Genomic DNA, 25,844 nt, shown 5'->3' with positions numbered 1-25,844 from the left:
ACACGTCAGATTTTGAAATAAAAATGTAACAGTAATTGCGCCACCACCACGCCAGAGAACAAACCCGCTCCAAAATACACGATAGTGCGTAACAGGCGGTTGGTGCGTCTTTGCTCTGACAATAGCGCCATCAACATCTCATCGCTATGCCGGGGTTCAGCAGCGCGTGTCAGGGCCTGATGTGCAAGGCGCGGCAATTGCGGGAAGATATGGCTGTAGCGCGGTGCTTCAGCCTTGAGTTTTTCTATCAGGCCGCGCCAGCCTACCTGCTCGCTCATCCAGCGCTCCAGATAAGGTTTGGCGGTTTTCCACAAATCCAGGTCAGGATCCAACTGACGGCCCAGGCCTTCAATATTCAGCAAGGTTTTTTGCAGCAGCACCAGTTGCGGTTGTACTTCCACATTGAAACGGCGTGAAGTCTGAAACAGGCGCAGCAAGACCTGGCCGAAGGAAATATCTTTCAATGGGCGGTCAAAGATGGGTTCACAACAGGCGCGTACTGCTGCCTCAAGCTCATCGACACGCGTCTCTTTGGGTGCCCAGCCTGATTCTATATGCGCCTCTGCCACGCGCTTATAGTCGCGCTGGAAGAAAGCCAAAAAGTTTTGCGACAGATAATCCTTGTCGAAATCATTGAGCGTACCGACGATACCAAAGTCCAGCGCGATATAACGACCAAGAGTCGCTGGCGCGGTCGATACCAGGATATTACCGGGGTGCATATCGGCATGGAAAAAACCATCGCGAAATACCTGAGTAAAGAAAATGGTCACACCATCGCGCGACAGCTTTTGCAAATCAACCCCGGCTTCACGCAGTTTATCCAGTTGTGAAATCGGTATGCCCTGCATGCGTTCCATGACAATGACCGAGGACGAGCAATAATCCCAGTGCATCTCTGGCACCATCAGCAAATCCGAGTCGGCAAAATTGCGGCGCAACTGGCTGCCATTGGCGGCTTCGCGCATGAGGTCAAGTTCATCGTGCAGATACTTGTCAAACTCGGCCACGACTTCCTTGGCTTTGAGACGTTTGCCATCTGCCCACAGCGCCTCCAGCCAGCCAGCAGCAATCTGCATGAGAGCCACGTCATCATCAATGGCTTCTTTCATGCCAGGGCGCAGCACCTTGACGGCAACTTCGCGGCCATCTTTTAATGTGGCGAAATGCACCTGCGCGATAGACGCAGAAGCGACTGGCACGCGCTCAAAACTGGCGAATAACTGATCAGGGTGCGAGCCCAGGGATTTCTTGATCTGTGCGATTGCCAGGTCAGGGTCGAATGAAGGGACGCGGTCTTGCAGGTGCGTCAGTTCATCCGCAATATCGGGCGGCATGAGGTCACGCCGGGTTGATAATACCTGGCCAAACTTGACGAAGATGGGGCCCAGTTCTTCCAGCGCTTTACGCAGGCGTTCACCACGGGGTGCCGAGATATCGCGCCAGAATATGACGGTATCGATCAGACGTGCCGTACGTGGCACGGACAGACCGGAAATCGCGATTTCGTCGATGCCATACTTAATGGCGATACGTATGATCTTCGCCAGCCTGAGAAACTTCAATATCATCCGCGCATCCTTTCCAGTTTTTCGATGCGCTTGACAAGACGCTCGACATCATCCCGCGTCTTGTTGACTTCGGTACTAAAGCCCTGCAGGGCCTGGGGCCGGACCAGCATGGGATTTTCTTCTAAAAAATATTCAGCCAGGTTTTCCTGGATTTTTTGATGGGTTTCCAATGCAGTCTTATGCAGGCCTTTGGCAAAGCCAACCATGCGTACTGCTGCGACATCACCAAACAGCTTGCTCAAATCTTCTTCTGCTTCCCAGCGCAGGTTCTGGCTAAGGTTGGAAATGGTATTGGCAAAGTCTGCATCGCCTTCTATTTTGACATACGAAAAGGCACGCTCACGGTTTTGTGCGATCAGCGGCAAGTCGCTAAGTTTGACGTAAATGGTGACTTGCGCCACCTCATCGGCGGTGGCGTTTTCGAGCAAGCCATCTGGCGCCACTTTGAGGCGCAACTGCATGGTTTGCAAGTCTATACAGGCAATTTTACCGGCATGTGGCAAAAGCTTGTTTTTAGCCCAGCTTTCTTGCGCCAGCAGGTGATTGATAAAAGTTACGAAAGGTGCGATGGGGATCATGATCAAATCAGGGCAATTGCAAAACACCTGGGCATCTCAACACGCATGCCAAAATAGTCCTGCAAATAAAAAACCGCCCAGCAATTGCAGGGCGGTTCCAGTTTAACAGCTTATCGCAACGAGCATCGCTGCGCGGCATCAAAACTTTAGCAGTCTCGCAAAATTGTTCCAGCAATCTTGCAGCGCCGACGACAGTACAATTGTACGGCTAGGCGCTGTAAGGCCGCTGGAGCGGTTTTGCGTGAGTCCGTCATGACATTTGCTGGATACCAGCCAATACCCAACCACCCTGACCATTGACTGGCTTGGACAAATTCCATACTTCATTGAAGGCTTCTGCCGGTGCCGTGGCAGATTCCTTGATCATGCCTGTGAACTTGATACTTGCCAGATAATCAGCGCCTACGGTTTCCACACCCAGCATATCTGCATTCAAAGTCACGACATCGGTGACATTGGAAGATGCACCGCGTTCCTGAATTTGCAATTTCAGTTCTGCATACATTTCTGCTGTCGTGAATTCACGCAAATCATTGATGTCAGCCTTGTCCCAAGCAGCTTGCAGGCGGATGAAATAGCTTTTTGCATTACGCAGGAAGCCTGGCACATCAAAGTCAGCCGGAATAGTCCAGGTGGCATTGTTGTCAGCATTGCCGCCTGAAGAAGCCGGCGCATTGTTTTGGAAAGCCATAGGTTGCGGTGTTACTGGCGAAAGTGGTGCTGCACCGGCAAACGCTGGCTGATTAAAACTATTGCCCGTGTTTTGACCATTCTTGTTACGGAACAGACGGATCACGAAGAAAATCGCAAAGCCGATCAGGGCAAAGGTCAGCAAGCTACCCAGCATGCTGGCAGCAGCACCACCCAGGCCAAAATGCGACAAGGCTGCACCCAGCAATGCACCGCCGATCAAACCACCGGCAATACCCTTCCAGGGGATGCCTGGTTTAGGTGCAGCTACCGCAGGCGCACCAGCAGCAGGCGCAGGTGCTGCGGCCGGCCTGGCAGCATTGCCTGGTGCAGGCGGTGTCGCCTGGCGCGTTACATTATTGGATTGACGACCGATAGAGCCGCCACCACCGAGACGCTTGGCTTCTGCGTCAAACACTGTCATTGTCATCGTACTGGCTACGACGAGCATGGCGATCAGAAACTTTTTCATCATTCGACTCCTGTTTGTTTCAAGGTTTGCTACAAAACTCATTTACTTCATCACTTACTTCATCACTTACTTCAGTATCAAGTTTTCAGTACTTGATACCAGTGTGTAAAGCGGCCACACCTGCCGTCAAATTAAAATATTGCACGCTATCGAGCCCTGCTGTTTCCATCATCGTTTTCAGGGTTTCCTGATCAGGATGCATGCGTATCGATTCAGCCAGGTACTTGTAGCTGTCAGCATCGCCAGCTATCTTTTGCCCCATCCAGGGCAAGACCTTGAAAGAATACAGGTCATAAGGTTTTTGCAGGATTTCTGGTACCTTGGAAAATTCCAGCACCAGCAATTTGCCACCCGGCTTCAGTACACGCTGCATTTCTGCCAGTGCCTGATCCTTGTGTGTCATATTGCGCAAACCAAACGCCACGGTCACTCTGTCAAAGTAATTATCCTGGAAGGGTAATTTTTCTGCGTCGCATAACAAGGTGGGGGTGATCAGGCCCTTATTCAAGAGGCGGTCACGCCCTACCCTGAGCATGGATTCATTAATATCGGTATGCCAGACCTCACCGGTCTTGCCCGCCTGGCGCACGAATTCCTTAGTCAGATCACCCGTACCACCGGCAATATCGAGTACCTTGAAGCCAGGGCGCACACCCGCCTGGGCGACCGTGAAAATCTTCCATACCCTGTGCAAGCCAGCCGACATCATGTCATTCATGACATCATATTTGGCGGCGACGGAATGAAAAACCTCGGCAACCTTATGGACCTTTTGGTCTTCTTCTACGGTGGTGTAACCAAAATGGGTGGTATTGCTCATGGTATCTGCCCTGTTTTCTTCAAGAATCCTGAATTATCACGGTTTTCTGACGGTTGTAGAAATTTCCGTTGGCTGACATTCATCCTGTTATGTAACGGATTGTATCTCAACCACTGCAAATTTCCCGACCCGCTTTAAAAAAATCACGCGCCCCCTGTCAGCACCCTTACCACCGCCTGCTGCCACTGCGCCGCATTTCTGGTATTCCAGACCAGGTGCACTTCTTCCACGCATTGGAAACCGCAGTCCGTCACCTCCAGGCGAACCAGGTCAGCATCGTCAAGGGCAAAGTCAGGCAGGTACGCCAGCGCCTTGCCAGACCTGACCATGGCCAGCAGCAATTGCAAATCATCTATCCAGTAAGCGATGCGGCGCGGGAACTGGTCATCACGCCAGCCATCAGAATGCTTGCCACGTTGTTTGCCACAAAACAAGGAGCGCGCCGGGCTGACAAAATCATGGACCAGCACCTGTGAACTGGTGAAACTCTGCTCTTGCTGGCCAACAGCATCGGCCAGCAAGGGATGCTGCCTGCCCGCCAGCAGTTGCAGCTTTAACATACCCAGCGAAGCACTGGCCAAGTCCGCCGACCAGTGCGCAGTGCGGCCATGCAAGACTTCGCTGGTGACCAGGGCATGACTGGCCTCGCCTCTGGCTAATGCTGCGAGGGCATCTTCTTCATACATGCTGAGCAAATGCATGTCTGCCGCCGGGTAAGCTGCCATGGCTTGTGCCAGTTGCTCTGCATGCCTCCACAGCAATATGGCCGGGCCAACCACGCGGCAACTGATGCTGGCATCGTCACCACGCACATCAGCCTTGGCCTGGTCAGCCATGGACAGCATATTGCGTGCAAAGTCCAGCATGCGCTTGCCGCTGGCATTCAGGCTGAGTTGCTTCGCAGAACGATCAAACAAGACCGTATCCAGATCGCCCTCCAGCCTGCGCAAGGCCTTGGAAATGGCAGAAGGCGTCAGGTGCAATTCCAGCGCCGCTGCTCCCAGCGATGGCTGTCTTGCTACGCAGGCAAAGATTTTGATGTCGATGAGGTTCATCTTATGTAGGCTTCTGTAGGCTTTTCGTTTAAATTTCCAATTTGGACATTAAAAGTGAATTTATATTGCTTTACGAGACATTTTATCAGTTCTAAGATGTAAGCATCTTTTTCCTCATCTACTTATATCTCCGATATCACCATGACCAACATTGAAAATGTCGTACACCAGCAATGGATATACAGCCGCCATCCCACAGGTATCGTCAGCGATGAACACTATGCATTGCGCAGCCAGCCCCTCGATACCTCCCTGGACCGCGACGAAGTATTAATTGCTGCCCGCTACATCAGCGTAGATCCTTACATGCGCATCAACCAGTCATCCAAACCCACCTATAACCCGGAACCACACCCGCTCAACACCGTGCAGGCCGCTGGCGTGGTTGGCCAGGTGCTGGCATCGAATGCCGCCAGCCTCAAAGCCGGTGACTGGGTATTCGGCATGACAGGCTGGCAAAGCCATGCGCGCGTGCATGTCAGCGCACTGACCAAAATCGACCCTACCATTGCCCCAGTCTCCACAGCGCTGGGCGTACTCGGCATGCCGGGCCGCACCGCCTGGTTTGGCCTGACCGAGGCAGGCAAGCCACATGCAGGTGAAGTCGTCGTCGTGTCTGGCGCAGCTGGTGCAGTAGGCTCACTGGTGGTGCAATTCGCCAAACGCCATGGCGCCAAAGTATTGGGCATCGCCGGTGGTGCAGAAAAATGCGCTTGGCTGAAGGACAAGCTGGGCGCTGACTGGGCGCTTGATTACAAAAGCTTCAGCAATGACGAAACACTGAGCCAGGAGATATTCAAACTCACAGGCGGTGTCGATGTGTATTTCGACAATGTAGGCGGCATGGTCACCGACGCCATCCTTCCCATCATCAAACGCCGCGCCCGCATCATCATCTGCGGCCAGATCAGCCAGTACAACGGCGGCCTCGACGTGCCGGAAATGGGCCCGCGCCTGCTGCAACACGTGCTCTACCAGCGCGCCACCATACAGGGCATACTGGCGCGCGATTACCTGCATCGCATGGATGAAATGCTGGCCATCGTCTCCCCCTGGGTCAAGGCGGGTGAGCTGGTATTTGAAGAAACCATCATTGATGGCTTTGAGCAATTACCGAAGGCATTGAATTCATTATTCACAGGCGAGCATCGCGGCAAATTGCTGGTGAAGGTATAAAACAATGAGACGCCTGCTATCTTTATTCCTGCTCAGCTTTTGTTGCATCTTCAGCGCTCATGCCGAAAGCAAGCACGGCCCCACCTTGGGCGTGCACGGCATGCTCCTGTTCGGCAACAGCGAAGGCATGTATGTCTCGCACCTGCCGATGTTCCATGCACCGCATGATTACCAGGTCGTCCTGCAGATACGCTGCCTTGATCAACAACTGGATAAGGCCATCAAAGCCAGACTGGAACAAAAACTGGTCTTGTGGACCATGGACCCAGAACAATTCGAGATCGCCAGGCTGGCCGCAGACAGCAAGCTGCCACTGAAACAGTTCAAAGCGAATATCGTGCTTGGGCATTTTGAACAGGGTGGTAAAACCGAATACAAGAATGTGCGGGTAGTCGTAGAAAAAACCCTGATCTTCCGCCAGCTATCGCCGCAAATGCGTGAGAGCAGGCAGGTTGTTTATCATCAGATAGGCAATGGCTCGCAACGCTTCATGTTGAAGGAAATCGATAGCAGGCCTGACTTTGATCATGTGCTGGCGATCAGTGTGCCTGCGGCTGCGACGATGGCGGATGTGATGGTGAAGAAGACGGGATTGCAGGCTGCGACAGATGCGGAGTTTTTGCAGGTCTTGCAGGCTAAGGTGGATAAGCGGGCTGGGGTGAAAGGGACTATTTATCTTGATAAGGCGGATTTGGAGTAAGTTGTCAGCTCTGTATGCGCGAACAATTACGTAGAAACTAAAATTTCACAAAAACAGTAATCTTATTAACAGCGATTTTGAAGTTGGGGTTGATTTTGAATTTTGCAGTTCCTATGTGTCAATGCCTTTGCTGCAAGGCAGAAAATGGAAAAAGAAGAGCCGCTGTCTGAGCGAAGCGAGTTTCGGATCTTCCCATTTTTTGACTTGCTGCAAAGGGGCCCCCCTTCAGGGGGCAGCGACGCCTGGGTCGCCTTTTTGGCATACCTTTTTGGCGAAGCAAAAAGGTATGTAGCCGCAGGTCTACCACCGGCCTGCAATCTTAAATAGTGTATGCAGGTAGTTAAAAAACGAATTCAGAAATATCGTTTCGTTTTTTAGGAATACGTTGATCGGAGGCTGAGTGTTGGACTGGTGAAGCGTAGCCCAACCTACGAATTTTCCCCGGCGTGCAATCGTATATTAACGAATGCAATCATCATAAAATCAGCTCACAAAATGTCACGGTTCTGATATTAGTAAACTACACAACATGCTACAAACGCCGCTGGATTCCAGCTAAAAGCACGCTGGAATGACGTTAATGTGTGTACGGCATATCAAAAGATCGCGGTGCTGGTCTATACCTTAGACGTGAAATCTGAGAATTGAGATCTAAGATAGATGCACACTCAATGCTTAGTCCCACAACTCCCCCCACCCTTCACCTGCATGGGTGCATCCCGCCCCGTCTCCCCGGCAAACCCCGCCGCCTGCAATTTCTCCAGATATTCCTGCCAGACCTGGGCCTGGTTTTCACCCAGCCAATACAGATAATCCCAGGTAAAAATCCCGGAACTATGCTGGTCAGAAAAGATAGGCTTGATCGCATAATTACCGACTGGCTCTATGCCCACAATACCGACATCGCGCTTGCCGGTTTGCAGCGTCTCCTGCCCCGGCCCGTGACCACGCACTTCGGCAGAAGGCGAAGACACGCGCAGTAATTCAAATGGCAAAGAAAACGCCTTGCCATCATCAAAGGCGACTTCAAGTACCCGCGATTGGGTGCGGGCATTCAGGGAAGTGGGTTGTGGATTACCTATGCTCATGATGCGAAATTCGAAATAATGGTTTGCCTTAATTGCGGCAACAAGTTGCGACGTGCGTCCAGTGCAGGCTGCTCAGCCGCATCACTACGCGCAGCCGCCCAGATCGGGTTAGGGAAATGCGCATCATCGGTATACCGCGGGATCAGATGCCAGTGCAGATGCGGCACCATATTACCGAGGCTGGCAACATTCATCTTGTGCGGTTGCATGACTGTGCGTATCGCCGCTTCCAGCTTCCAGACAGATTGCATGAACACCGTCCTGTCTGCCTCTGGCAGGTCAGTCATTTCTTTGACATGCGCATTCCAGATGACGCGGCAAAAGCCAGGGTAGTTGGCGTCATCAACGAGGAGGATGCGTAACTGATCTGTGCTGACGATAATATCGCCAGCACGGGCATCACATAATTCACAAGCAATGGCCATTACACCAGCACCCTTTCTATACCACCGTTATTGGCTTTGGCGACATACTCTGGCATCCAGTTTGGCCCCAGGATATGCTTGGCCATTTCGACGACGATGTAGTCGGCTGTCGTGCCAGAGTCTTCATCATAGCGTGTCAAGCCTTGCAAGCAGGCCGGGCAGGATGTCAGGATTTTAACGTCGCCAGTAAAGCCATCAGCGCGCAGTTTGTCTGCGCCCTTGTTCATTTCTTCTTCCTTGCGGAAGCGTATCTGGGTAGAGATATCAGGCCGTGATACGGCCAGCGTACCTGCCTCGCCACAACAGCGGTCATTCTTTTCGATTTTTACATCATCGACCGTCGTGATCAATGCATTCACCGTTTTTAATGGGTCTTGCAATTTCATCGGTGTATGGCAAGGGTCATGGTACATATAACGTGTGCCATTCACCGCGGCCAGCTTGACATCTTTTTCCAGCAAAAATTCATGGATGTCGATGATGCGACAGCCAGGGAATATCTTGTCGAATTCATAGCCCTGTATCTGGTCATAACAGGTGCCGCAAGAAACGACGACGGTTTTGATATCCAGATAGTTCAGGGTATTGGCCATGCGATGGAATAGCACGCGGTTATCAGTGATCATCTTCTCGGCTTTGTCGAACTGGCCGGCACTGCGTTGCGGGTAACCGCAACACAGGTAACCCGGAGGCAGCACGGTTTGCACGCCGACATTCCACAACATTGCCTGGGTTGCCAGACCAACTTGAGAGAAGAGCCTTTCTGAACCGCAGCCGGGGAAGTAAAACACGGCCTCAGTATCTGCTGTCGTGGTTTGCGGATTACGGATGATGGGGACCATCTTGTCATCTTCAATATCCAGCAGGGCACGCGCGGTCTTCTTGGGCAAATTGCCCGGCATTTTCTTGTTGATGAAATGAATCACCTGCTCGCGCATGGCAGGCTTGCCCAGGCTCGCCGGTGGTGCCTTGGTCTGCTTCTTGGCGAGCTTTTTCAATACCGTATTACCGAGGCGCTGTGCCGCCACACCCCAGCCGAAAATCACCTGGCGCGCCGCCTTGATGGTGGCCGGATCTTTGGCGTTCAAGAAGAACATGGCTGATGCGGTGCCGGGGTTGAACGACTTTTTGTCCATCTTGCGCAAGAGGTTGCGCATATTCATCGACACATCACCAAAGTCGATATCGACCGGACAGGGCGTCACGCATTTATGGCAAACCGTACAGTGGTCGGCCACATCTTCAAACTCTTCCCAGTGCTTGATGGAGATGCCACGGCGGGTCTGCTCTTCATACAAAAAGGCTTCGACCAGCAACGAGGTCGCCAGAATCTTGTTACGTGGCGAATACAGCAAATTGGCGCTTGGCACATGGGTCGCACAGACAGGTTTGCACTTGCCGCAGCGCAGGCAGTCCTTGACGCTGTTCGCAATTGCTCCGATATCACTTTGCTGCATGATCAGCGACTCATGCCCCATCAGGCCAAAGGATGGCGTGTAGGCATTGCGCAGGTCGGCAGCAAAGTCTGGCAGGTTCAGCAGCTTGCCCTTGTTGAAGCGGCCTTCTGGATCGATGCGCAATTTATACGAACGGAAATCCTTGATCTCATCTTCAGTCAAAAACTCCAGCTTGGTGATGCCTATGCCATGCTCGCCAGAGATGACGCCATTCAGCGAACGCGCCAGCACCATGATGCGGGCAACGGCATGGTGCGCCACTTGCAGCATTTCATAATCGTCAGAATTGACAGGCAAGTTGGTATGCACATTGCCATCACCGGCATGCATGTGCAAGGCGACGAAGACGCGACTGCGCAAGACCTTTTTGTGCACCGCCACGCATTCATCGAGTATCAGCTTGAAGGCCGAGCCGCTGAAAATCTGGCGCAATTGTGCACGGATTTCTGTCTTCCAGGATACCCGCACTGTCCTGTCCTGAACGATGGAAAACACCGTCACATCAGGCTGTGTTTTTAATCTTTCTTCGAAGACAAATTCCAGCTTGTCCAGGCCCAGTTCCAGCAATTCTGCCTTGGCTTCGCTCAGTGGTTTGTCGAGATTATTGAGCAGATATGTCCAGCGTGCTTCTGCTGCCTGCAACAAGACATTCGCTTCATTGACACGGTCTTCCAGCAATTCAGATGCAGGGATATCATCGCCGGCGGCATCTTCACTCTTGCCCAGCGGCAGATTGCGCTTGGCGAAGAAAGCTTTCAAGGCATCGAGCAAGGCCAGCTTGTTTTGTATCGATAATTCTATGTTGATGCGCTCTATACCATCGGTGTACTCACCCATGCGGTTCAGCGGTATCACCACATCTTCATTGATCTTGAAGGCATTGGTGTGTTTGGAAATCGCTGCGGTCTTGGCGCGGTCCAGCCAGAATTTCTTGCGCGCTTCAGGGCTGACGGCCACAAAGCCTTCACCGACGCGGGTATTGGCAATGCGTATGACTTCAGACGCGGCCTGGGCCACGGCGTTTTCATCATCGCCGACGATGTCGCCGAACAAGGCCATCTTGGGCAAGACACCGCGCTTGGATTTGGTCGTATAGCCAACGGCGCGCAGATAGCGCTCATCCAGATGTTCGAGGCCAGCCAGAATAGCGCCGCCCTTGCGGGTTTCGTTATCGAGGTAATCCTTGATTTCAACGATACTAGGTATGGCATCACGCGCCTGGCCAAAAAATTCTAGGCAGACGGTGCGGGCAAACTTGGGCATCTTGTGCAAGATCCAGCGTGCCGAGGTAATCAAACCATCGCAACCTTCTTTTTGCACACCTGGTAAACCCGCGAGGAACTTGTCGGTCACATCCTTACCCAGGCCTTCTTTGCGGAATACGCGGCCCTTGATATCGAGTTGTTCAGTCTTGAACGGCTGCTTCTCGCCCGGGTGTGTCCATTCGAGCTTGAACTTGGCGATTTCCACATCATGGATTTTGCCGAGGTTATGCTCAAGGCGTGTCACTTCCAGCCAGTCACCATTTGGATCGACCATGCGCCATGAAGCCAGGTTGTCGAGTGCAGTACCCCACAATACTGCCTTCTTGCCCCCTGCATTCATGGCGACATTGCCGCCTATGCATGAGGCTTCAGCCGAGGTGGGGTCTACGGCAAATACAAAGCCTGCTTTTTCAGCCGCATCCGAGACGCGTTTGGTGACGACACCAGCACCGGAATAGATAACCGCATAATCGCGATCAACACCGGGTAGGCGTGTCATTTCGACTGCGCCTAGTTGTTCCAGTTTTTCAGTATTGATGACTGCCGACAAAGGCGTCAGCGGTATCGCGCCGCCGGTATAACCCGTGCCACCGCCACGCGGGATGATGGTCAGGCCCAGTTCTATACAGCTTTTGACCAGACCAGCCATTTCATCTTCAGTATCCGGCGTCAGCACGACAAAGGGATACTCGACACGCCAGTCTGTCGCGTCAGTCACATGCGAGACGCGGCTCAGGCCATCAAACTTGATGTTGTCTTTTGCAGTAAAACGCGCCAGCAACTTGCTGGCCTTCTTGCGCAAATCATAGGTGTCGCGGAAATCCTTGGAAAATGCTGCCACCGCCTTGCGGGCAGCCTGCACCAGTGTTTCCACGCTATTGCTGCGCTCTGCATCATCGTCATTGGCGGTACTCAGGCGGCGCTTCTCCACCTCAGCCAGCCGGTGGTTCAACGCATCAATCAAATCCTGACGGCGCTTGGGATTATCCAGCATGTCGTCTTGCAAATAGGGATTGCGCTGCACGACCCAGATATCACCCAGCACTTCATACAACATGCGCGCAGATCGCCCGGTCTGGCGTTTGCCACGCAATTGATCGAGCAATTGCCATGCATCTTCACCTAGCAGGCGGATGACGATTTCTCGGTCAGAAAACGACGTGTAGTTATACGGAATTTCCCGCACGCGGGTCGGTGTGGCGCCTTGGGGTGCATCTGCGAGCAAGGCCTGTATCTGGGCTGGAGCGTTCATCAGTGACGTGGTTGGACGGATTTTTAAAAGTCCATTCTAACTTATTGCGATGCACCACGCGGCAACAGCCTTGAAGTTTATACGGTAATGAATGGTGATTGTGGCAATTTTCCGAATGGAATTTGGCAAAAACCGACAGAAATGTCGTAAAGGTGGATAAATTGCAAAATCATCACGATTAGCACTGCACAAAAATCAGGCGGGCAAATTTGATTTACATCGTTTGTCGTATTTTACACCTGCCTGCAGACCAGACAGTGATCGTTTGAGACAAAATAGAAAGGATGGAATTTAAGCCAACACGTCCAGTCCCTTGCGATCCACCAAATTCAGCAGCTTTAGTGACGGGCCGTTCGGATGTTTTTGCCCCTGCTCCCACTTTTGCACTGTCGAAGGACTGGTGTTGAGGTAAGCAGCAAAGACAGCTTGGCTAGCCTTGACGCGCAAGCGCAGATGTTTGATCTGTTCAGCCGTGTACTCTTGCACCGGCGGCAGGCAGAGAGCATCAAACTCGCGCATGGTGGTTGCATCCATAACTCCTGCAGCATGCAAGCCTTGCGCTGTACCTTGCAACACATCGAGTAATTTGTCATGTTTGCTCATTTTTTCCTTCTTTCAGCTCTATGAGCTCTTGCGCCTGTATCGCTCTATCCAGCGCCTTGCGATCATATTTCATCAATTCAGATGCCAACATTGTTAAGGCTTGTAGTTCCTTGTCGTCAATGTTGTCGCGTTGATTTTTGGCAAATCCGTACAGGAAAAAGGCCTTCTCTTTGAGCTTAAAGCCCAGGATTGTCCGTACGTCACCACTTTTACCACGCCCATTTAAGGCGACCCGTTTCTTGACGACATATCCTCCAAGATAAGCATCAATTAAACCTTGTTCCATTTCAGCTACTGCGACACATAATGCCTGCTCAGGCAAACCTTCTTTGATTGCCCAGCGGGCAAACCATTTCGTCAGGAAGATTTGCATATCACAGGATATCGTATTGACGAAGACACAAATATAGCACCTAGTACTATATATCGCAATAAATCAGGCCATTCAACACATGAAATATATTGCATTTATTGCAATTTTCAGATAAAAAAATGGGCAGCCTCAGCCGCCCATTCTTCATGCAGAAAAAATCAACCCAGCAATGCAGGCGCAGTCTTGCCGTATTTCAGTGTTGTTTCCACTGGCAACCAGTTACCTGTGGATTCCTGACGGCCTTGCAGCAGGAAGCGTGGGTTTGCTTCTTTGGCAGCGTCAGCAGCGGCTTTGGACAATTCACCGATCTTGCCTTTTTTGAGGCGGTTCACGACCAGGCCGATTTCTGTTTCTTTGAAATCACGCAGCATATCGTAGTCACCATCACTATCACCAGCGACAAATACCGGGCCATAGCCTTTTTTGGCAACCAGTTCGCGTTTGATGACGACAGTCTTGCCTGGGCCCCAGTTCAAAGGCCAGTCTTTGCGGTAGGCGTTTTTGTATACATCGCCGTTTTGTTCCAGGCGCAAGCCCAGAACATTTTCACGTTGTACGTGGTAGCCATATTTTGGATTGGTCGCGAATACGGCAACCACATCTTCCAGTGAAGCCGTGCTGACATACACGTCAAAGCCGTTTTGACGGAAAGTGTTCATCAAAGTCGCTACTTCTGTACACAGGCGAATGCCGTGGAAGTGGGCAGTCGAGATGACGCCGGCCACACCTGGCAGGGATGCCGGGCTGGTGTACTTGGTCTTGGTCAGGCCCATGCCCAGGTTGGCGTCATTCGATGCTTCTGCCAGTGCGCTGACTTCAGCAACTGTCATATTGGCGAAGAAGTAGATGACCCATGGATAACCAACGTTCACGCCATGTGTGTCATTGACCGCTTCGTACAGGAAGTAGAGCTTGGCGCGGAAGTCCTGGAACTGTGCTGTCTCCATGATTTCTTCCAGGCTGCGGCTACCGGCCATGCCTTTGTAGTTGGCGTGCAGGTAAGCGTAGTCACTGTCGAGGTCAGTACAAACGCTTTCCAGGTCCAGTTGTTTGCCAGCGGCATTTTTGTAGTCAGCAGTGAAATTGCCAACTGGTACATTTTGACGGATGGTCGCAGAGAATTCTTGCGGGCTCAGCTTGAATGCCAGATGATTGATCTGGTACATCAGCAAGGCTTCTTCGCAGTCATTCATGATACTGGTGTTGTCCCAGTCAAACACGGCGTAAGGCTTGCGCTTTGCAGAATAGCTTTTGCTGGTATTGCCATGTTTGGCGATCAAGGCCGCTACCAGGTCACGATTGCGCGGTGACCATTTGGCGGCATCGAGGAATACTGCCGGTGCTGCTGCGGCCGGTTTTGCCAGCGCAGGCGCTGCCAGAGTGGCACCAGCTGCAGTTGCAACCAAGCCTTGCAAAAAGCCGCGGCGTGGCTGTTGATTGGTTTGTTTAGTATCTTGCATTTAATTTCCTTGTTGAGCGCATGACATGCCATTTGCCGGGCATGCTTCTTTATTAAAAAACTAGAGTGAGCGTATGAAATTTGCATTGTGCTTGCACAGTATCATCGTGCGGATACCGCTTTTCTGACTACTTTCCGGCAAGCATTATAGTCAAACATTGTGACATCCCGACAAAAGGCACAAAATTTTTAAGCAAATTTGTCTATACATTAACTACCAGACCAGCTGACCCGGTTTGGTTTGGCTGCCATTCTGTTCTACTACATCCAGCGAAGAATACAAATGGCATAAATGCACTTCGGAAGGGGCAAACAGACGCACCGGCAAATCACTCATGCCTATGCCCTGGCTGGTCAGCAATTGCCGCCCGTCTGGCAAGGTAAATAAACCCCGGGCATAACGGCGCTCACCTGAACCAGGCGGCAAGACCAGTGGCTTGCCGCCGGGCGTGGCGATTTGCCCGCCATGGGTATGGCCGCAAAAAGCAAGCTGGAAATCATGCCCAGCCACAAGCTTGAGACCCAGCGGCGAATGCATGAGCAACACACGCACCTCACTTGCTCCGGCAAAAAGTCTGGTCAGCATCAGGCATGCCGACACCGGGTTCATCCAGGCCGCAAATGGAAATTGCATCAAAGGGGGCGGGCAAGCGTGTGTTTTGATTGACCAGGACCTCGACACCTGCCGCCTTGAGGCAATTTGCAATATGCACATCATCCAGCCACAAGTCATGATTACCCATGACAGCAAACTTGAGAGTAGCAGGATTGAGCAAAGCCAGAGGCTTCATCAGATGCTGCATATGTCTGGCATGCAGCGAGACGAAGTCGCCACCAAACAGGATGACATCCGGTGCAAAATCGGCAATAGCGGCAAATGCCTGTTCCAGCAAACGCACATCCGTCAGCGGGCCTGCATGCAAGTCTGAAATGAAGGCCAGTTTGCAATGAAAGCCCTCTGGCACGGGCAGGTAAAAATCACGCCTGTCTATATGCAAGCCACCTTGCAGCTTCAATGCATGGGCAATGCGTGCTGCCCAGGTTTCTTGGTAGAAGGCGGCTTCCAGCCCCTCGCCCGCACGCCGCCACCAGCCATAGTATTTGCCTCTGCCCATGTCTGATCAGAAGATGAAGTTGGCGATCTTGGACCAGACACCTTCTGGCACTTTCAACAACAGCCAGGTGATGACGATGTAACGCAAGAACTTGCCGACCGCCATGTAAAACACACTGGGCCAGAAAGGCATACGCAACCAGCCCGCCAGGGTACAGATGGGGTCACCAATGCCAGGTAACCAGGCCAGCAGCATGGTCTTGGGGCCAAAATGCTGTAGCCAGCGGTACCAGTAGCTTTCACGCTCACGGTCAAAGGCCTGCTTGGCGGCATAACCCATACCGTAATCCACCACCCCACCGAGGGTATTGCCTATGGTGGCGACGATGATCACTTGCCAAAAAATCGCCGGGTTGGCCTTGATGACGGCAAATACGGCAGGTTCTGAGCCTAATGGCAACAACGTGGCGGAGATAAAGCTGATGAGGAATACCGAACTCAAACCGACTTCAGGTACGGCCAGGACACTCAATAACCAATGAACTACGGCTTCTATCATCGTGGTTTGATATGGCTGTAAAAGGCATACATTATAATGGCGGCTGCAATTTCTAATCAGCAAGTAATCAACAAGTAAGTATTTAGGCCTGAATTAGCTTTAGATCAGCCCCAAATAAGCCATTTTTAACTAACAATAAGACATCCATGAGCACCGATTATCTGAAGAAGATCCTGACAGCACGCGTCTATGACGTCGCATTTGAAACCCCGCTGGAATATGCCACCAGTCTGTCGGCTCGCATGGATAACCGAATTTATTTCAAACGCGAAGACATGCAAAGCGTGTTCAGCTTCAAGCTACGTGGTGCTTATAACAAGATTGCCCATCTCACGCCAGCGCAACTCAAGCGCGGTGTTATCTGCGCCTCTGCCGGCAACCATGCCCAAGGCGTGGCCCTAAGTGCCAGCAAAAAAGGGTGCAAGGCAGTCATCGTCATGCCAACGACCACGCCGCCAGTCAAAATCGATGCAGTGCGCGCCCATGGTGGTGACCTGGTCGAAATCATCCTGTTTGGTGATTCATATACAGATGCCTACGGCCATGCGCTGGAACTGGAAAAGAAACGCAAGCTGACTTTCGTTCATCCATTTGACGACCCGGATGTTATCGCCGGCCAGGGTACGGTGGGTATGGAGATTTTGCGCCAGCATGCCGAGCCTATTCATGCGATATTTGTCGCCATAGGCGGTGGCGGCCTGATCTCTGGCGTGGCTGCTTATGTCAAGGCAGTGCGACCTGATATCAAGATCATCGGCGTGCAAACGACGGACTCTGATGCCATGGCGCGCAGCCTCAAGGCTGGCAAACGCGTGACCCTGACTGATGTGGGCCTTTTCTCTGATGGTACCGCCGTCAAGCTGGTAGGTGAAGAAACCTTCCGCCTTGCCAAGCTGTATGTCGATGAAGTGATTACGGTGGATACCGATGCAGTGTGCGCTGCCATCAAGGATGTGTTCCAGGATACCCGCAGCATACTGGAACCTGCCGGGGCCCTGGCAGTGGCTGGTTGCAAGGCTTATGTAGAACGCGCCAAGGCTGACAAGAAACCACTGAAGAATGAAACCCTGGTCACCATCGCCTGCGGTGCCAACATGAATTTTGACCGCTTGCGCTTTGTTGCCGAGCGTGCCGAAGTAGGTGAAGCGCGAGAAGCGGTTTTCGCCGTGACCATACCGGAAGAACGCGGAAGCTTCCGCCGCTTTTGTGAACTGGTGGGCGAGCGCAATGTCACAGAATTTAATTACCGCATCAGCGACGAAAAAGCTGCGCATATTTTTGTGGGCATACAAACGCACGACAGGCTGGAATCTGGCAAAATTGCCAAGAATTTTGAAAAGCATGGATTTCCCACCCTGGATTTGACGCATGACGAGCTGGCGAAATTACATATTCGCCATTTGGTCGGCGGCAAGAGCAGCCTGGCCAAGGACGAATTGCTGTACCGTTTTGAATTCCCTGAGCGCCCGGGTGCACTGATGCGCTTTTTGAACAGCATGGCACCAAACTGGAACATCAGTTTGTTCCATTATCGTAACCATGGTGCAGATTACGGCAGAACTTTAGTTGGTTTACAAGTTCCAAAGAAAGAAATGAAGGCTTTCCGCGAATTTTTGGCGACCCTGGGTTACCGTTACTGGGATGAAAGCAAGAATCCCGTTTATCAATTATTTTTGGGCTAATGTGGTCTGATTTAGCCTGAGTCAGCAAGCGACAATGAGTAGTAACGAGTAAATAAAGAGTAAGACACTATGACAGATTCCGCACCAAATACGCCTGAGCATTCTTTACTGGGCAAGCCAGCGACCTACAAGTCCGAATATGATGCCAGCCTGCTGTTCCCTATTTCCCGCAGCGGAAAAAGGGAAGAGATAGGCCTGGGCAGCAGCCTGCCTTTCTTTGGTGTGGATATCTGGAATGCCTATGAAATATCCTGGCTGAACATGCGCGGCAAACCGCAGGTGGCGATTGCTTCGATTACCGTACCGGCAGATTCACCGAATATCATCGAATCCAAGTCTTTCAAGCTTTATCTGAATTCTTTCAACCAGACTCGCCTGGCCGATACGGATGCGTTGGTCAGCCTGTTGCAGGCAGATTTGTCCTCCGGCTTTGGCGCGGCAGTGCAGGTAAAACTGACCACACCAGACCAGTTTGGCAAGCTCGCCATGCATGAATTGCAAGGCCAGTTGCTGGACAGGCTTGATATTGAAGTGGACAGCTATACACCCAATCCCTCACTGCTGACAGCCAGCTTTGACCAGTCGCCTGTAGAAGAAACCCTGATTTCGCATTTGCTCAAGTCCAATTGCCTGGTCACTGGTCAGCCAGACTGGGGCAGCGTACAAATCCATTATGTAGGCCCACAAATCAACCAGGAAGGCCTGTTGCAATATTTGATAGGCTTTCGCGACCACAATGAATTCCACGAGCAATGTGTGGAACGCATCTTTGTCGACATCATGCGCCACTGCAAACCGCAGAAGTTGTCAGTCTATGCACGGTATACCCGTCGCGGCGGGCTGGACATCAACCCATGGCGCAGCAATTTCAGTACGGGCCAGGGCCCGGACAACCGCCGGAATGCGCGTCAATAAGCAATTTGGCATTCCCTCCATTACTATTTTTTGTATCTATTTGTAAGCAATATTATGTTGAAATTCAAAAATTTCTCCCTTCGTGCTGCCTTGTGCATCTCCAGTTTCATGCTGTGCGCAGCATCCCAGGCGCAAACCACGAGTGCCTCGGTACAGGAAGATATGGGCTGGTGGGATAGCGCCAAAGCCAAAGCCAATAAAATCCTTGATGAAGGTGACTTGTCGCTGATGCTAGCTGGCCATACCCATCATGGGCGTGGCACTTACACCAGGGAAAGAATTGCAGAGCTAAATGAAAACACCTGGGGACTGGGATTTAGCAAAGCCATACGCACCAAGGAAGACAATGAAGAATCCGTCTATGCCATGATGATTTCTGATTCACACTTTAAGCCACAACCTATGGCAGGCTATGTCTATCAATGGATGAAGCCTTTGGGTGACAAGATCGAAGTTGGTGGTGGCCTGACTGGCTCGTTAATTAGCCGCACCGATTACTTTGGTGGCATACCCTTTCCAGTCATTTTGCCAGTAGCGTCGATAGGCACGCGCAACACCAAGCTGATGGCGACTTATGTACCGCGCTTTTCCAAGAACAAGGGTAATGGTGATGTCCTGTTCATGTTTGTCCGCTTTGACTTGAAATAAAAACGTAGCAGACGACTCAACACCAGGCGTCCAGAGCGTATTTTCCCGCCAATGACAACGGGGCAGTTTTCATCTGCCCTGGGTCATATGTTTTTAGTATGCTAGCTAATTACCATCATTGTCCTTAGAACTTGCTTGATGTAAAGTAGCCAGACTTATTTGTTTTATAGATTGTCGTCGTGATAATTCCGGTCCCGTTTTCAAGTACTAGCACACGCGAGCCTGTCGCCAGTCAAGACTGGCATATGGCCTTGCTGGAACATAACCCGGACGCGATGTATGTGCTGATCGACGACAACCTCGTGTATGCCAATCCGGCAGGTGCAGAACTTATGCATGCCGGAGACTCGCAGCAATTGATTGGCCTCAAGCCAGAAGCCTTCTTGCATGGACGGCATCATGAAGGTGCCAAAACCATATTGCAAAAATTGCGGCAGGATGGTGCGCAAAGCAAGCATACCTGCCAGTGCATACGTCTTGATGGTCAGTTGCTTGATATAGAAGTCCGCGCTACCCAATTCAATTTCAATGAACAAACCGCCATCTTGCTGACGGCGCGAGAAATCACGCCTCGCAACAGTTCCCGTTCCAGCGCTACCGTTACCGCCCTGCCCCTGATCGATCAAGTCCGTTACAAATCCAGCCGCGTCCATGAGGCCCTGCATCACGAGAAAGAAATTCTCGAGATGATCGCGCTCGACAAACCGCTGAGCGATATCCTGGAAGACGTTTGTGACCGCATGGAGAGGCTGCTCGACAATGGTGCCTTGTGCGCAATCACGCTGTTTGACGCCAGTAGCCAGCAGCTGAGTTTTGGGGCCGGCCCTTCGCTGCCAGATGGTTTTTGCGCCTTGCTCGGTAATCTGCCTGTCGATACCACTTCAGGTTCAGCCTCGGCGGCGATTTATTATCAGCGCACCACGATAGTCCAGGATATTGCGGTCAGCCCTCTGTGGAAGAATTTGCGCGAACCGGCGCTGCGCTACGGCTTGCGCTCATGCTGGTCCTTGCCCATTACGACAGCCTTCAACACGCTGCTGGGCACGGTTGATGTGTATCACCAGATGGTGCACAGCCCGAATGAAGATGAGCAGGCCATGATGATGGATGCCTGTGACCTCATCGGCCTGGCCATCGATAAAAAGAACATGGAACAAAGCCTGGAGGAAAGCGAAGAACGCTATCGCTCCGTGGTCACCAATCTCAGTGAAGGCATCATGGTGATAGGCCCGGATGGCCAGATACTGACCTGCAACCCCAGCGCCCAACGCATCTTGAAGATAGACGACATCACCACCGTAGGCAGGCGCCATCGCTACTTCAAGAACATACTCGGTGACGAGGGACAATCGATACGCATGGGCGATGATCCGGCCTCTGTCGTGTTCCGTACCAGAACACCGATACTGAATTTGTCGATGGGCGTGGAGCTGCGCGATGGCTCCATCGTCTGGCTGCTGGTGAATGTACTGCCTATCAACAAGAAAAGCAGTGCCAGTGTTTCTGCCGTACTGATTTCATTCACCGACACCACAGAAGTGCGCGAGACGCAAAGGCAATTGCATTTCATGGCATCTTACGATGCCCTGACCGGCTTGCCGAACCGCCATCAACTGAACCAGCGCCTGGTCAAGGCACTGGCCGGTGCCAGACGTACCCAGCACCGCCTGGCCTTGCTCTTCCTTGACCTCGACAGATTCAAGAACGTCAATGACACCGCTGGACATGCTGCTGGCGATACGCTCTTGCGTGATGTATCTTCGCGCCTGAGTTCCTGCATACGCACGACCGACATGTTGGCCCGCCTCGGCGGTGATGAATTTGTCATCGTTGCCGAAGCCTTTGAAGATGCCATGCAACTCAAGGACCTGGCTGAGCGTGTACTGGCCCGCATGCGCGATCCTTTCGTCATTGATGGCAATGAATATCACCTCGGTACCTCGATAGGCATTGCGGTTTATCCTCATGATGGTGAAGACGGCCCCACACTGATGCGTTGCGCTGATTCAGCCATGTACCATGCCAAAGAATCTGGCCGCAATAATTACCAGTTCTTCACTACAGAACTCAATGTCCGTGCCCAGCACCGCTATGCGCTGGAAACCAATCTGCGCCGCGCCCTGACTGACAATGAATTCCTGGTGTATTACCAGCCCAAGATTAGTCTCAGCACCTCGCAGATCGTTGGTGCAGAAGCGCTGATACGCTGGCAAATGCCAGACGTTGGCCTGGTGCCGCCTAACGAATTTATCCCTATTTCAGAAGAAATCGGCCTCATCCTGCCACTAGGCCGCTGGATCTTGCGCCAGGCTTGCCTGCAAACCCAGCTATGGCGTGAACAGTATTCGCCAGACATGGTCATCAGCGTGAATATCTCGCCCAAGCAATTCCAGGACCCTGGCCTGCCCAAATATATAGAGCAAATCCTGCAAGAAATAGGCTTGCCACCGTCTGCCCTGCAGTTGGAGATTACCGAAGGCTTGCTGATGGGTGATATCGACTTGCTGCTACCGGTCTTTGATGCGATCAAAAAACTGGGCATCAGTATTTCCCTTGATGATTTTGGCACAGGCTTTTCTTCACTATCTTATTTGCAACGTTTCCCTATTGACAACCTCAAGATAGACCGTTCTTTCATCCGCGATATCCCGGGCAACCCGGATTCTGTTGTACTCACGCACGCCATCATCGCCATGGCAAATGCGCTGGGCATGAGTGTCACTGCCGAAGGAGTGGAAAAAGCCGACCAGATGTTCTTCCTGGCTGACTCTGGCTGCCAGGAGATGCAGGGCTTTTATTTCAGCCAGCCACTGCCTGTTGATAAATTTGAAAAATTACTGAGAGACAACGTTCGTTAAAAGTGTTGTCAAGTTTTGCGCAAATCAACCAAAAGAAGCCTATAATTTGTCAAAACCTAATTTTGTGCATCGCACCATTTCGCTGTAAAACGATCTTGCACCATGACGAATATTGCAAAAATCCTGCCCCTCAACAACGTACTTCTGGATCTGGAAGTCTCCAGCAAAAAAAGAGCATTTGAACAGGCTGGGCTGTTATTCGAAAATAATTGCAGCATAGCGCGCTCGGTTGTCTCTGATAACCTGTTTGCCCGCGAACGTCTGGGCTCCACTGGTCTGGGCCATGGCGTTGCCATCCCGCATGGCCGCATTAAGGGCCTAAAGGCACCGATTGCCGCCCTTGTCAGGCTCAAAGAAGCTATTCCCTTTGAATCGCCAGACAGCCAGCCGGTCAGCCTGTTGATCTTTTTACTCATGCCTGACAATGTCACGCAACAGCATCTGGAAATTTTGTCTGAAGTGGCAGAGATGCTGTCGAATGAAACTTTCCGCGATACGCTCAATACTGAAGCCAGCGCCGCCGCGATTTATGAAAAGATCATGGCATGGCGCCCCAACCTGCCGGGCACAGCGTGATAGTTCTTGCTGAGACTGCCAAGTTTGCAGGCATCCAGTAACGCTCAGGCTTTTCCCGTAATCTCCTGATCCCCCAGCCAGACAACCAAGACATCGTCAGATTCGACCAAAATAGCCATGCCATCATTGACAGAACTCACGGTACAAAAAATCTACGACGATAACCGCGACACCATGCAACTGGGCTGGTTTGCCGGTTTTGCTGGTGCCGACAAGCAAATCACGGGCGACGCTGCCTCCTCAGCCGACCAGGTCGGGCATTTGAACCTCATCCACCCTGGCCGCATACAAGTGTTGGGGCATCAGGAACTCTCGTATTACAACCGCCTGTCGAATGCTTCGCGCAACAACCTCATGCGCGAACTCGTCGCTGGTGCACCGCCTGCCCTGATCGTGGCACAAGGCCTGGAATCGCCACCTGCATTCTTGACGACCTGCGATGACAATAATATCCCGCTGTTTTCCACGCCTTATCCATCCGCGCAGGTCATTGATTATTTACGCGTCTATCTGTCGAAAAAACTCGCGCAAAAAATCACCATGCATGGCGTCTTCATGGACGTGTTGGGTGTGGGTGTTTTGATCACTGGCGAATCCGGTCTGGGCAAGAGTGAGCTGGGGCTGGAACTGATTTCACGCAGCCATGGCCTGGTGGCCGATGATGCCGTCGAATTTTCGCGCATCGCCCCGAATATGATAGAAGGCCGCTGCCACGAACTCTTGCAAAACCTGCTCGAAGTACGCGGCCTGGGCCTGCTTGATATCAAGACCATCTTTGGTGAAACCGCAGTACGCCGCAAGATGCGTTTGAAACTCATCGTGCATCTGGTACGCCGCAGCACCCTTGAAGAAAATTACGAACGCCTGCCCATCGATTCGCAAACCGAAGAAGTGCTGGGCCTGCCCATCAGGAAAGTCGTGATCCCGGTTGCTGCAGGCCGCAATATCGCGGTTCTGCTGGAAGCAGCTGTGCGTAACACCATCCTGCAATTACGTGGTATTAATACGCTGGAAGACTTCATGGAACGGCAGCGCCGCGCCATGGAAAACGGTGACTAAATACCTGCTAAGTACCCTATGGAAATCCTGCTCATCTCTGGTATATCCGGCTCCGGTAAATCGGTCGCCTTGAATGTGGTTGAAGATGCAGGCTACTATTGCGTCGACAACCTGCCGCCCAGCTTGCTGGCCGACCTGGTCAATACCCTGACCAAAGAAGGCATACCCAGCGCTGCCATCGCCATCGACAGCCGCAGCGCCCATCAGCTCACGCATTTGCCCGACTCCATACGCACGCTGCGTGCAGAAGGCCACGATGTCAAAGTCCTGTTCCTGACCGCCAGCACAGAATCCCTGGTCGCCCGCTTTTCAGAAACCCGCCGCAGCCACCCCTTGTCACACCGCCTGGGCCTGGACAAAGAACCCGGCGACAGGCTCAGTCTGACTGAATGCATACAGGAAGAACGCGAAATCCTCTCAGGCATACAACTGGTCGCCCACGTCATCGACACCAGCGATCTTAGTGCCAACAAACTGCGCGCCTGGGTCAAGGATGTCATCGAGATAGGCCACACGCCGCTGACCCTGATGTTTGAATCCTTCGCCTTCAAGATAGGCGTACCGCTGGATGCTGATTTTGTCTTCGACGTCCGCATGCTGCCCAATCCCCACTACGACCCTATCATGCGCCCGCTGTCTGGCCGCGACGAACCCGTCATCCAGTTCCTCAAAGAGCAGCCCATGGCCGATGACATGTTTGCCGACATCGAGCAATTCATCACCAAATGGCTGCCCGCCTTCAAACGCGACAACCGCAGCTACCTGACTGTCGCCATAGGCTGCACCGGTGGTCAGCATCGCTCAGTGTATATGGTCGAAAAACTCGCTGCGCATTTCAAGGCGCAGGAACAGGTGCTGGTCAGGCACAGGCGTTTGAGTTAGGGCAGTTTTAGACGCTAAATTTATGGTCTCGTTGAGCCGAAGTACCAATTCTATTTATTGATAGCTTTTTTAAAGTCCTGATCAGAGAAAAGCGTCTTTAACAACTTTTGAACCATATATTTATATTCAGATATAGCTCTTGATATCGCCACATCGCCACTGAAGGCAGATTCAAAATTATGCTTGACGCTTTTTACCTTATCAAATTTAACAAGCCCATCTGATTTGACAATAAACTGAACTTCCATGATACCAAGGCCTGGGTCAAAGACTGGGATTGTCATATCATTTTTTCTCAAAATCCCAGATATTTCAATCGCACTTTTCTGATCAAGTTGATTTGACGCTGTCAATTCGGTTTTTAATGCTTCTTCCAGATAGGTACTAAAAGACTCTTGATATGGGGAGTGCATTCTGCCCCCTCTTAACGCTACAGGGTTTGCATTTTCAGTATATTTAGCGTTACCGAATTCACCAACTTTGACTTTACTGGCACCCGCGTCTTCCAATAATTGCGCATTAACTTGCGATGAAGTGTAAGGCGGAGCCACCAAGGCACAACCAGACAAGACAATGCTGGCTAAAAAAAGAGAAAAATATTTCATTTGCTTGATAATCATAAGTCAA

24 protein-coding genes are annotated in these 25,844 nt (G+C 51.8%); 9 read left to right on the top strand and 15 right to left on the bottom strand.

Annotated elements, in window-relative coordinates; all coding sequences use genetic code 11:
• Window positions 1–5: 5 nt before the first annotated feature.
• From ubiB to ACO0LG_RS28445, 5 genes are all read right to left on the bottom strand, one after another.
• Window positions 6–1,571 (bottom strand): ubiquinone biosynthesis regulatory protein kinase UbiB, encoded by a 1,566-nt coding sequence (gene ubiB, locus ACO0LG_RS28465; RefSeq protein WP_423031843.1) that lies wholly within the window; start codon window positions 1,569–1,571, stop codon window positions 6–8.
• Complete coding sequence (locus ACO0LG_RS28460) at window positions 1,568–2,149, bottom strand: ubiquinone biosynthesis accessory factor UbiJ (RefSeq protein WP_423031841.1); 582 nt, start codon at window positions 2,147–2,149, stop codon at window positions 1,568–1,570. The genes ubiB and ACO0LG_RS28460 overlap by 4 nt, the downstream gene beginning before the upstream one ends.
• 250 nt (window positions 2,150–2,399) lie before the next feature.
• Window positions 2,400–3,311, bottom strand: coding sequence for a Tim44 domain-containing protein (locus ACO0LG_RS28455; RefSeq protein WP_423031839.1), 912 nt, complete (start codon window positions 3,309–3,311; stop codon window positions 2,400–2,402).
• An 85-nt stretch (window positions 3,312–3,396) separates the two neighbouring features.
• Window positions 3,397–4,131 (bottom strand): bifunctional demethylmenaquinone methyltransferase/2-methoxy-6-polyprenyl-1,4-benzoquinol methylase UbiE, encoded by a 735-nt coding sequence (gene ubiE, locus ACO0LG_RS28450; RefSeq protein WP_422954125.1) that lies wholly within the window; start codon window positions 4,129–4,131, stop codon window positions 3,397–3,399.
• A 143-nt stretch (window positions 4,132–4,274) separates the two neighbouring features.
• The gene (locus tag ACO0LG_RS28445; RefSeq protein WP_423031837.1) at window positions 4,275–5,186 is read right to left on the bottom strand and encodes a LysR family transcriptional regulator; all 912 of its coding nucleotides are present in this window, start codon (window positions 5,184–5,186) and stop codon (window positions 4,275–4,277) included.
• Between the two features lie 141 nt (window positions 5,187–5,327).
• Between ACO0LG_RS28445 and ACO0LG_RS28440 the strand changes: the two genes are divergently transcribed.
• Window positions 5,328–6,362, top strand: coding sequence for an NADP-dependent oxidoreductase (locus tag ACO0LG_RS28440; RefSeq protein ID WP_423031835.1), 1,035 nt, complete (start codon window positions 5,328–5,330; stop codon window positions 6,360–6,362).
• A gap of 4 nt (window positions 6,363–6,366) precedes the next feature.
• Window positions 6,367–7,062 carry a hypothetical protein gene (locus ACO0LG_RS28435; RefSeq protein WP_423031833.1) on the top strand — a complete coding sequence of 232 codons (696 nt, stop codon included), beginning with the start codon at window positions 6,367–6,369 and terminating at the stop codon, window positions 7,060–7,062.
• A 668-nt stretch (window positions 7,063–7,730) separates the two neighbouring features.
• Here ACO0LG_RS28435 and ACO0LG_RS28430 read toward each other — a convergent pair.
• From ACO0LG_RS28430 to ACO0LG_RS28390, 9 genes are all read right to left on the bottom strand, one after another.
• Window positions 7,731–8,150, bottom strand: a complete 420-nt coding sequence (locus tag ACO0LG_RS28430; RefSeq protein WP_423031831.1) for a gamma-butyrobetaine hydroxylase-like domain-containing protein — start codon at window positions 8,148–8,150, stop codon at window positions 7,731–7,733.
• Window positions 8,147–8,575, bottom strand: coding sequence for an HIT family protein (locus tag ACO0LG_RS28425; RefSeq protein WP_423031829.1), 429 nt, complete (start codon window positions 8,573–8,575; stop codon window positions 8,147–8,149). Before ACO0LG_RS28425 ends, ACO0LG_RS28430 begins: the two co-directional genes overlap by 4 nt.
• Window positions 8,575–12,549: a DUF3683 domain-containing protein gene (locus tag ACO0LG_RS28420; RefSeq protein ID WP_423031827.1), complete on the bottom strand. Its 3,975-nt coding sequence runs from the start codon at window positions 12,547–12,549 to the stop codon at window positions 8,575–8,577. The genes ACO0LG_RS28425 and ACO0LG_RS28420 overlap by 1 nt, the downstream gene beginning before the upstream one ends.
• Window positions 12,550–12,840: 291 nt before the next feature.
• Window positions 12,841–13,152, bottom strand: a complete 312-nt coding sequence (locus tag ACO0LG_RS28415) for a helix-turn-helix domain-containing protein (RefSeq protein ID WP_423031825.1) — start codon at window positions 13,150–13,152, stop codon at window positions 12,841–12,843.
• Window positions 13,139–13,525 (bottom strand): type II toxin-antitoxin system RelE/ParE family toxin, encoded by a 387-nt coding sequence (locus ACO0LG_RS28410; protein WP_423031823.1) that lies wholly within the window; start codon window positions 13,523–13,525, stop codon window positions 13,139–13,141. The genes ACO0LG_RS28415 and ACO0LG_RS28410 overlap by 14 nt, the downstream gene beginning before the upstream one ends.
• Window positions 13,526–13,683: 158 nt before the next feature.
• A complete protein-coding gene (locus ACO0LG_RS28405) occupies window positions 13,684–14,985 on the bottom strand; it encodes an HAD family hydrolase (RefSeq protein ID WP_423031821.1) in 1,302 nt (433 codons plus the stop codon).
• Window positions 14,986–15,198: 213 nt separating this feature from the next.
• Entirely contained in the window at window positions 15,199–15,570 is a 372-nt protein-coding gene (locus tag ACO0LG_RS28400; RefSeq protein WP_423031819.1) for a hypothetical protein, read from the bottom strand.
• Window positions 15,539–16,099: a metallophosphoesterase gene (locus tag ACO0LG_RS28395; RefSeq protein ID WP_423031817.1), complete on the bottom strand. Its 561-nt coding sequence runs from the start codon at window positions 16,097–16,099 to the stop codon at window positions 15,539–15,541. The genes ACO0LG_RS28400 and ACO0LG_RS28395 overlap by 32 nt, the downstream gene beginning before the upstream one ends.
• A 6-nt stretch (window positions 16,100–16,105) precedes the next feature.
• Window positions 16,106–16,597, bottom strand: a complete 492-nt coding sequence (locus tag ACO0LG_RS28390; RefSeq protein ID WP_423031815.1) for a YqaA family protein — start codon at window positions 16,595–16,597, stop codon at window positions 16,106–16,108.
• 92 nt (window positions 16,598–16,689) lie between these two features.
• Between ACO0LG_RS28390 and ilvA the strand changes: the two genes are divergently transcribed.
• From ilvA to rapZ, 7 genes are all read left to right on the top strand, one after another.
• Window positions 16,690–18,279 (top strand): threonine ammonia-lyase, biosynthetic, encoded by a 1,590-nt coding sequence (ilvA, locus tag ACO0LG_RS28385; RefSeq protein WP_423031875.1) that lies wholly within the window; start codon window positions 16,690–16,692, stop codon window positions 18,277–18,279.
• Window positions 18,280–18,348: 69 nt separating this feature from the next.
• Window positions 18,349–19,194 (top strand): NADPH-dependent 7-cyano-7-deazaguanine reductase QueF, encoded by an 846-nt coding sequence (queF, locus tag ACO0LG_RS28380; RefSeq protein WP_423031813.1) that lies wholly within the window; start codon window positions 18,349–18,351, stop codon window positions 19,192–19,194.
• 54 nt (window positions 19,195–19,248) lie between these two features.
• Window positions 19,249–19,842 (top strand): hypothetical protein, encoded by a 594-nt coding sequence (locus ACO0LG_RS28375; RefSeq protein WP_423031811.1) that lies wholly within the window; start codon window positions 19,249–19,251, stop codon window positions 19,840–19,842.
• 179 nt (window positions 19,843–20,021) lie between these two features.
• The gene (locus tag ACO0LG_RS28370) at window positions 20,022–22,700 is read left to right on the top strand and encodes an EAL domain-containing protein (RefSeq protein WP_423031809.1); all 2,679 of its coding nucleotides are present in this window, start codon (window positions 20,022–20,024) and stop codon (window positions 22,698–22,700) included.
• Between the two features lie 102 nt (window positions 22,701–22,802).
• Window positions 22,803–23,276, top strand: coding sequence for a PTS sugar transporter subunit IIA (locus ACO0LG_RS28365; protein ID WP_423031807.1), 474 nt, complete (start codon window positions 22,803–22,805; stop codon window positions 23,274–23,276).
• 117 nt (window positions 23,277–23,393) lie between these two features.
• A complete protein-coding gene (gene hprK, locus ACO0LG_RS28360) occupies window positions 23,394–24,335 on the top strand; it encodes an HPr(Ser) kinase/phosphatase (RefSeq protein ID WP_422954109.1) in 942 nt (313 codons plus the stop codon).
• Window positions 24,336–24,353: 18 nt separating this feature from the next.
• The gene (gene rapZ / locus ACO0LG_RS28355; RefSeq protein ID WP_423031805.1) at window positions 24,354–25,217 is read left to right on the top strand and encodes an RNase adapter RapZ; all 864 of its coding nucleotides are present in this window, start codon (window positions 24,354–24,356) and stop codon (window positions 25,215–25,217) included.
• Window positions 25,218–25,267: 50 nt separating this feature from the next.
• Here rapZ and ACO0LG_RS28350 read toward each other — a convergent pair whose 3' ends face one another.
• Window positions 25,268–25,837 carry a hypothetical protein gene (locus tag ACO0LG_RS28350; protein ID WP_423031803.1) on the bottom strand — a complete coding sequence of 190 codons (570 nt, stop codon included), beginning with the start codon at window positions 25,835–25,837 and terminating at the stop codon, window positions 25,268–25,270.
• Window positions 25,838–25,844 lie beyond the last annotated feature (7 nt).

This window comes from Undibacterium sp. Ji42W (genome assembly GCF_049340405.1).
Classification (GTDB): domain Bacteria; phylum Pseudomonadota; class Gammaproteobacteria; order Burkholderiales; family Burkholderiaceae_D; genus Undibacterium.
Note: the sequence above shows the minus strand (reverse complement) of the source record. Positions and strands in the feature narration are given on the sequence as shown.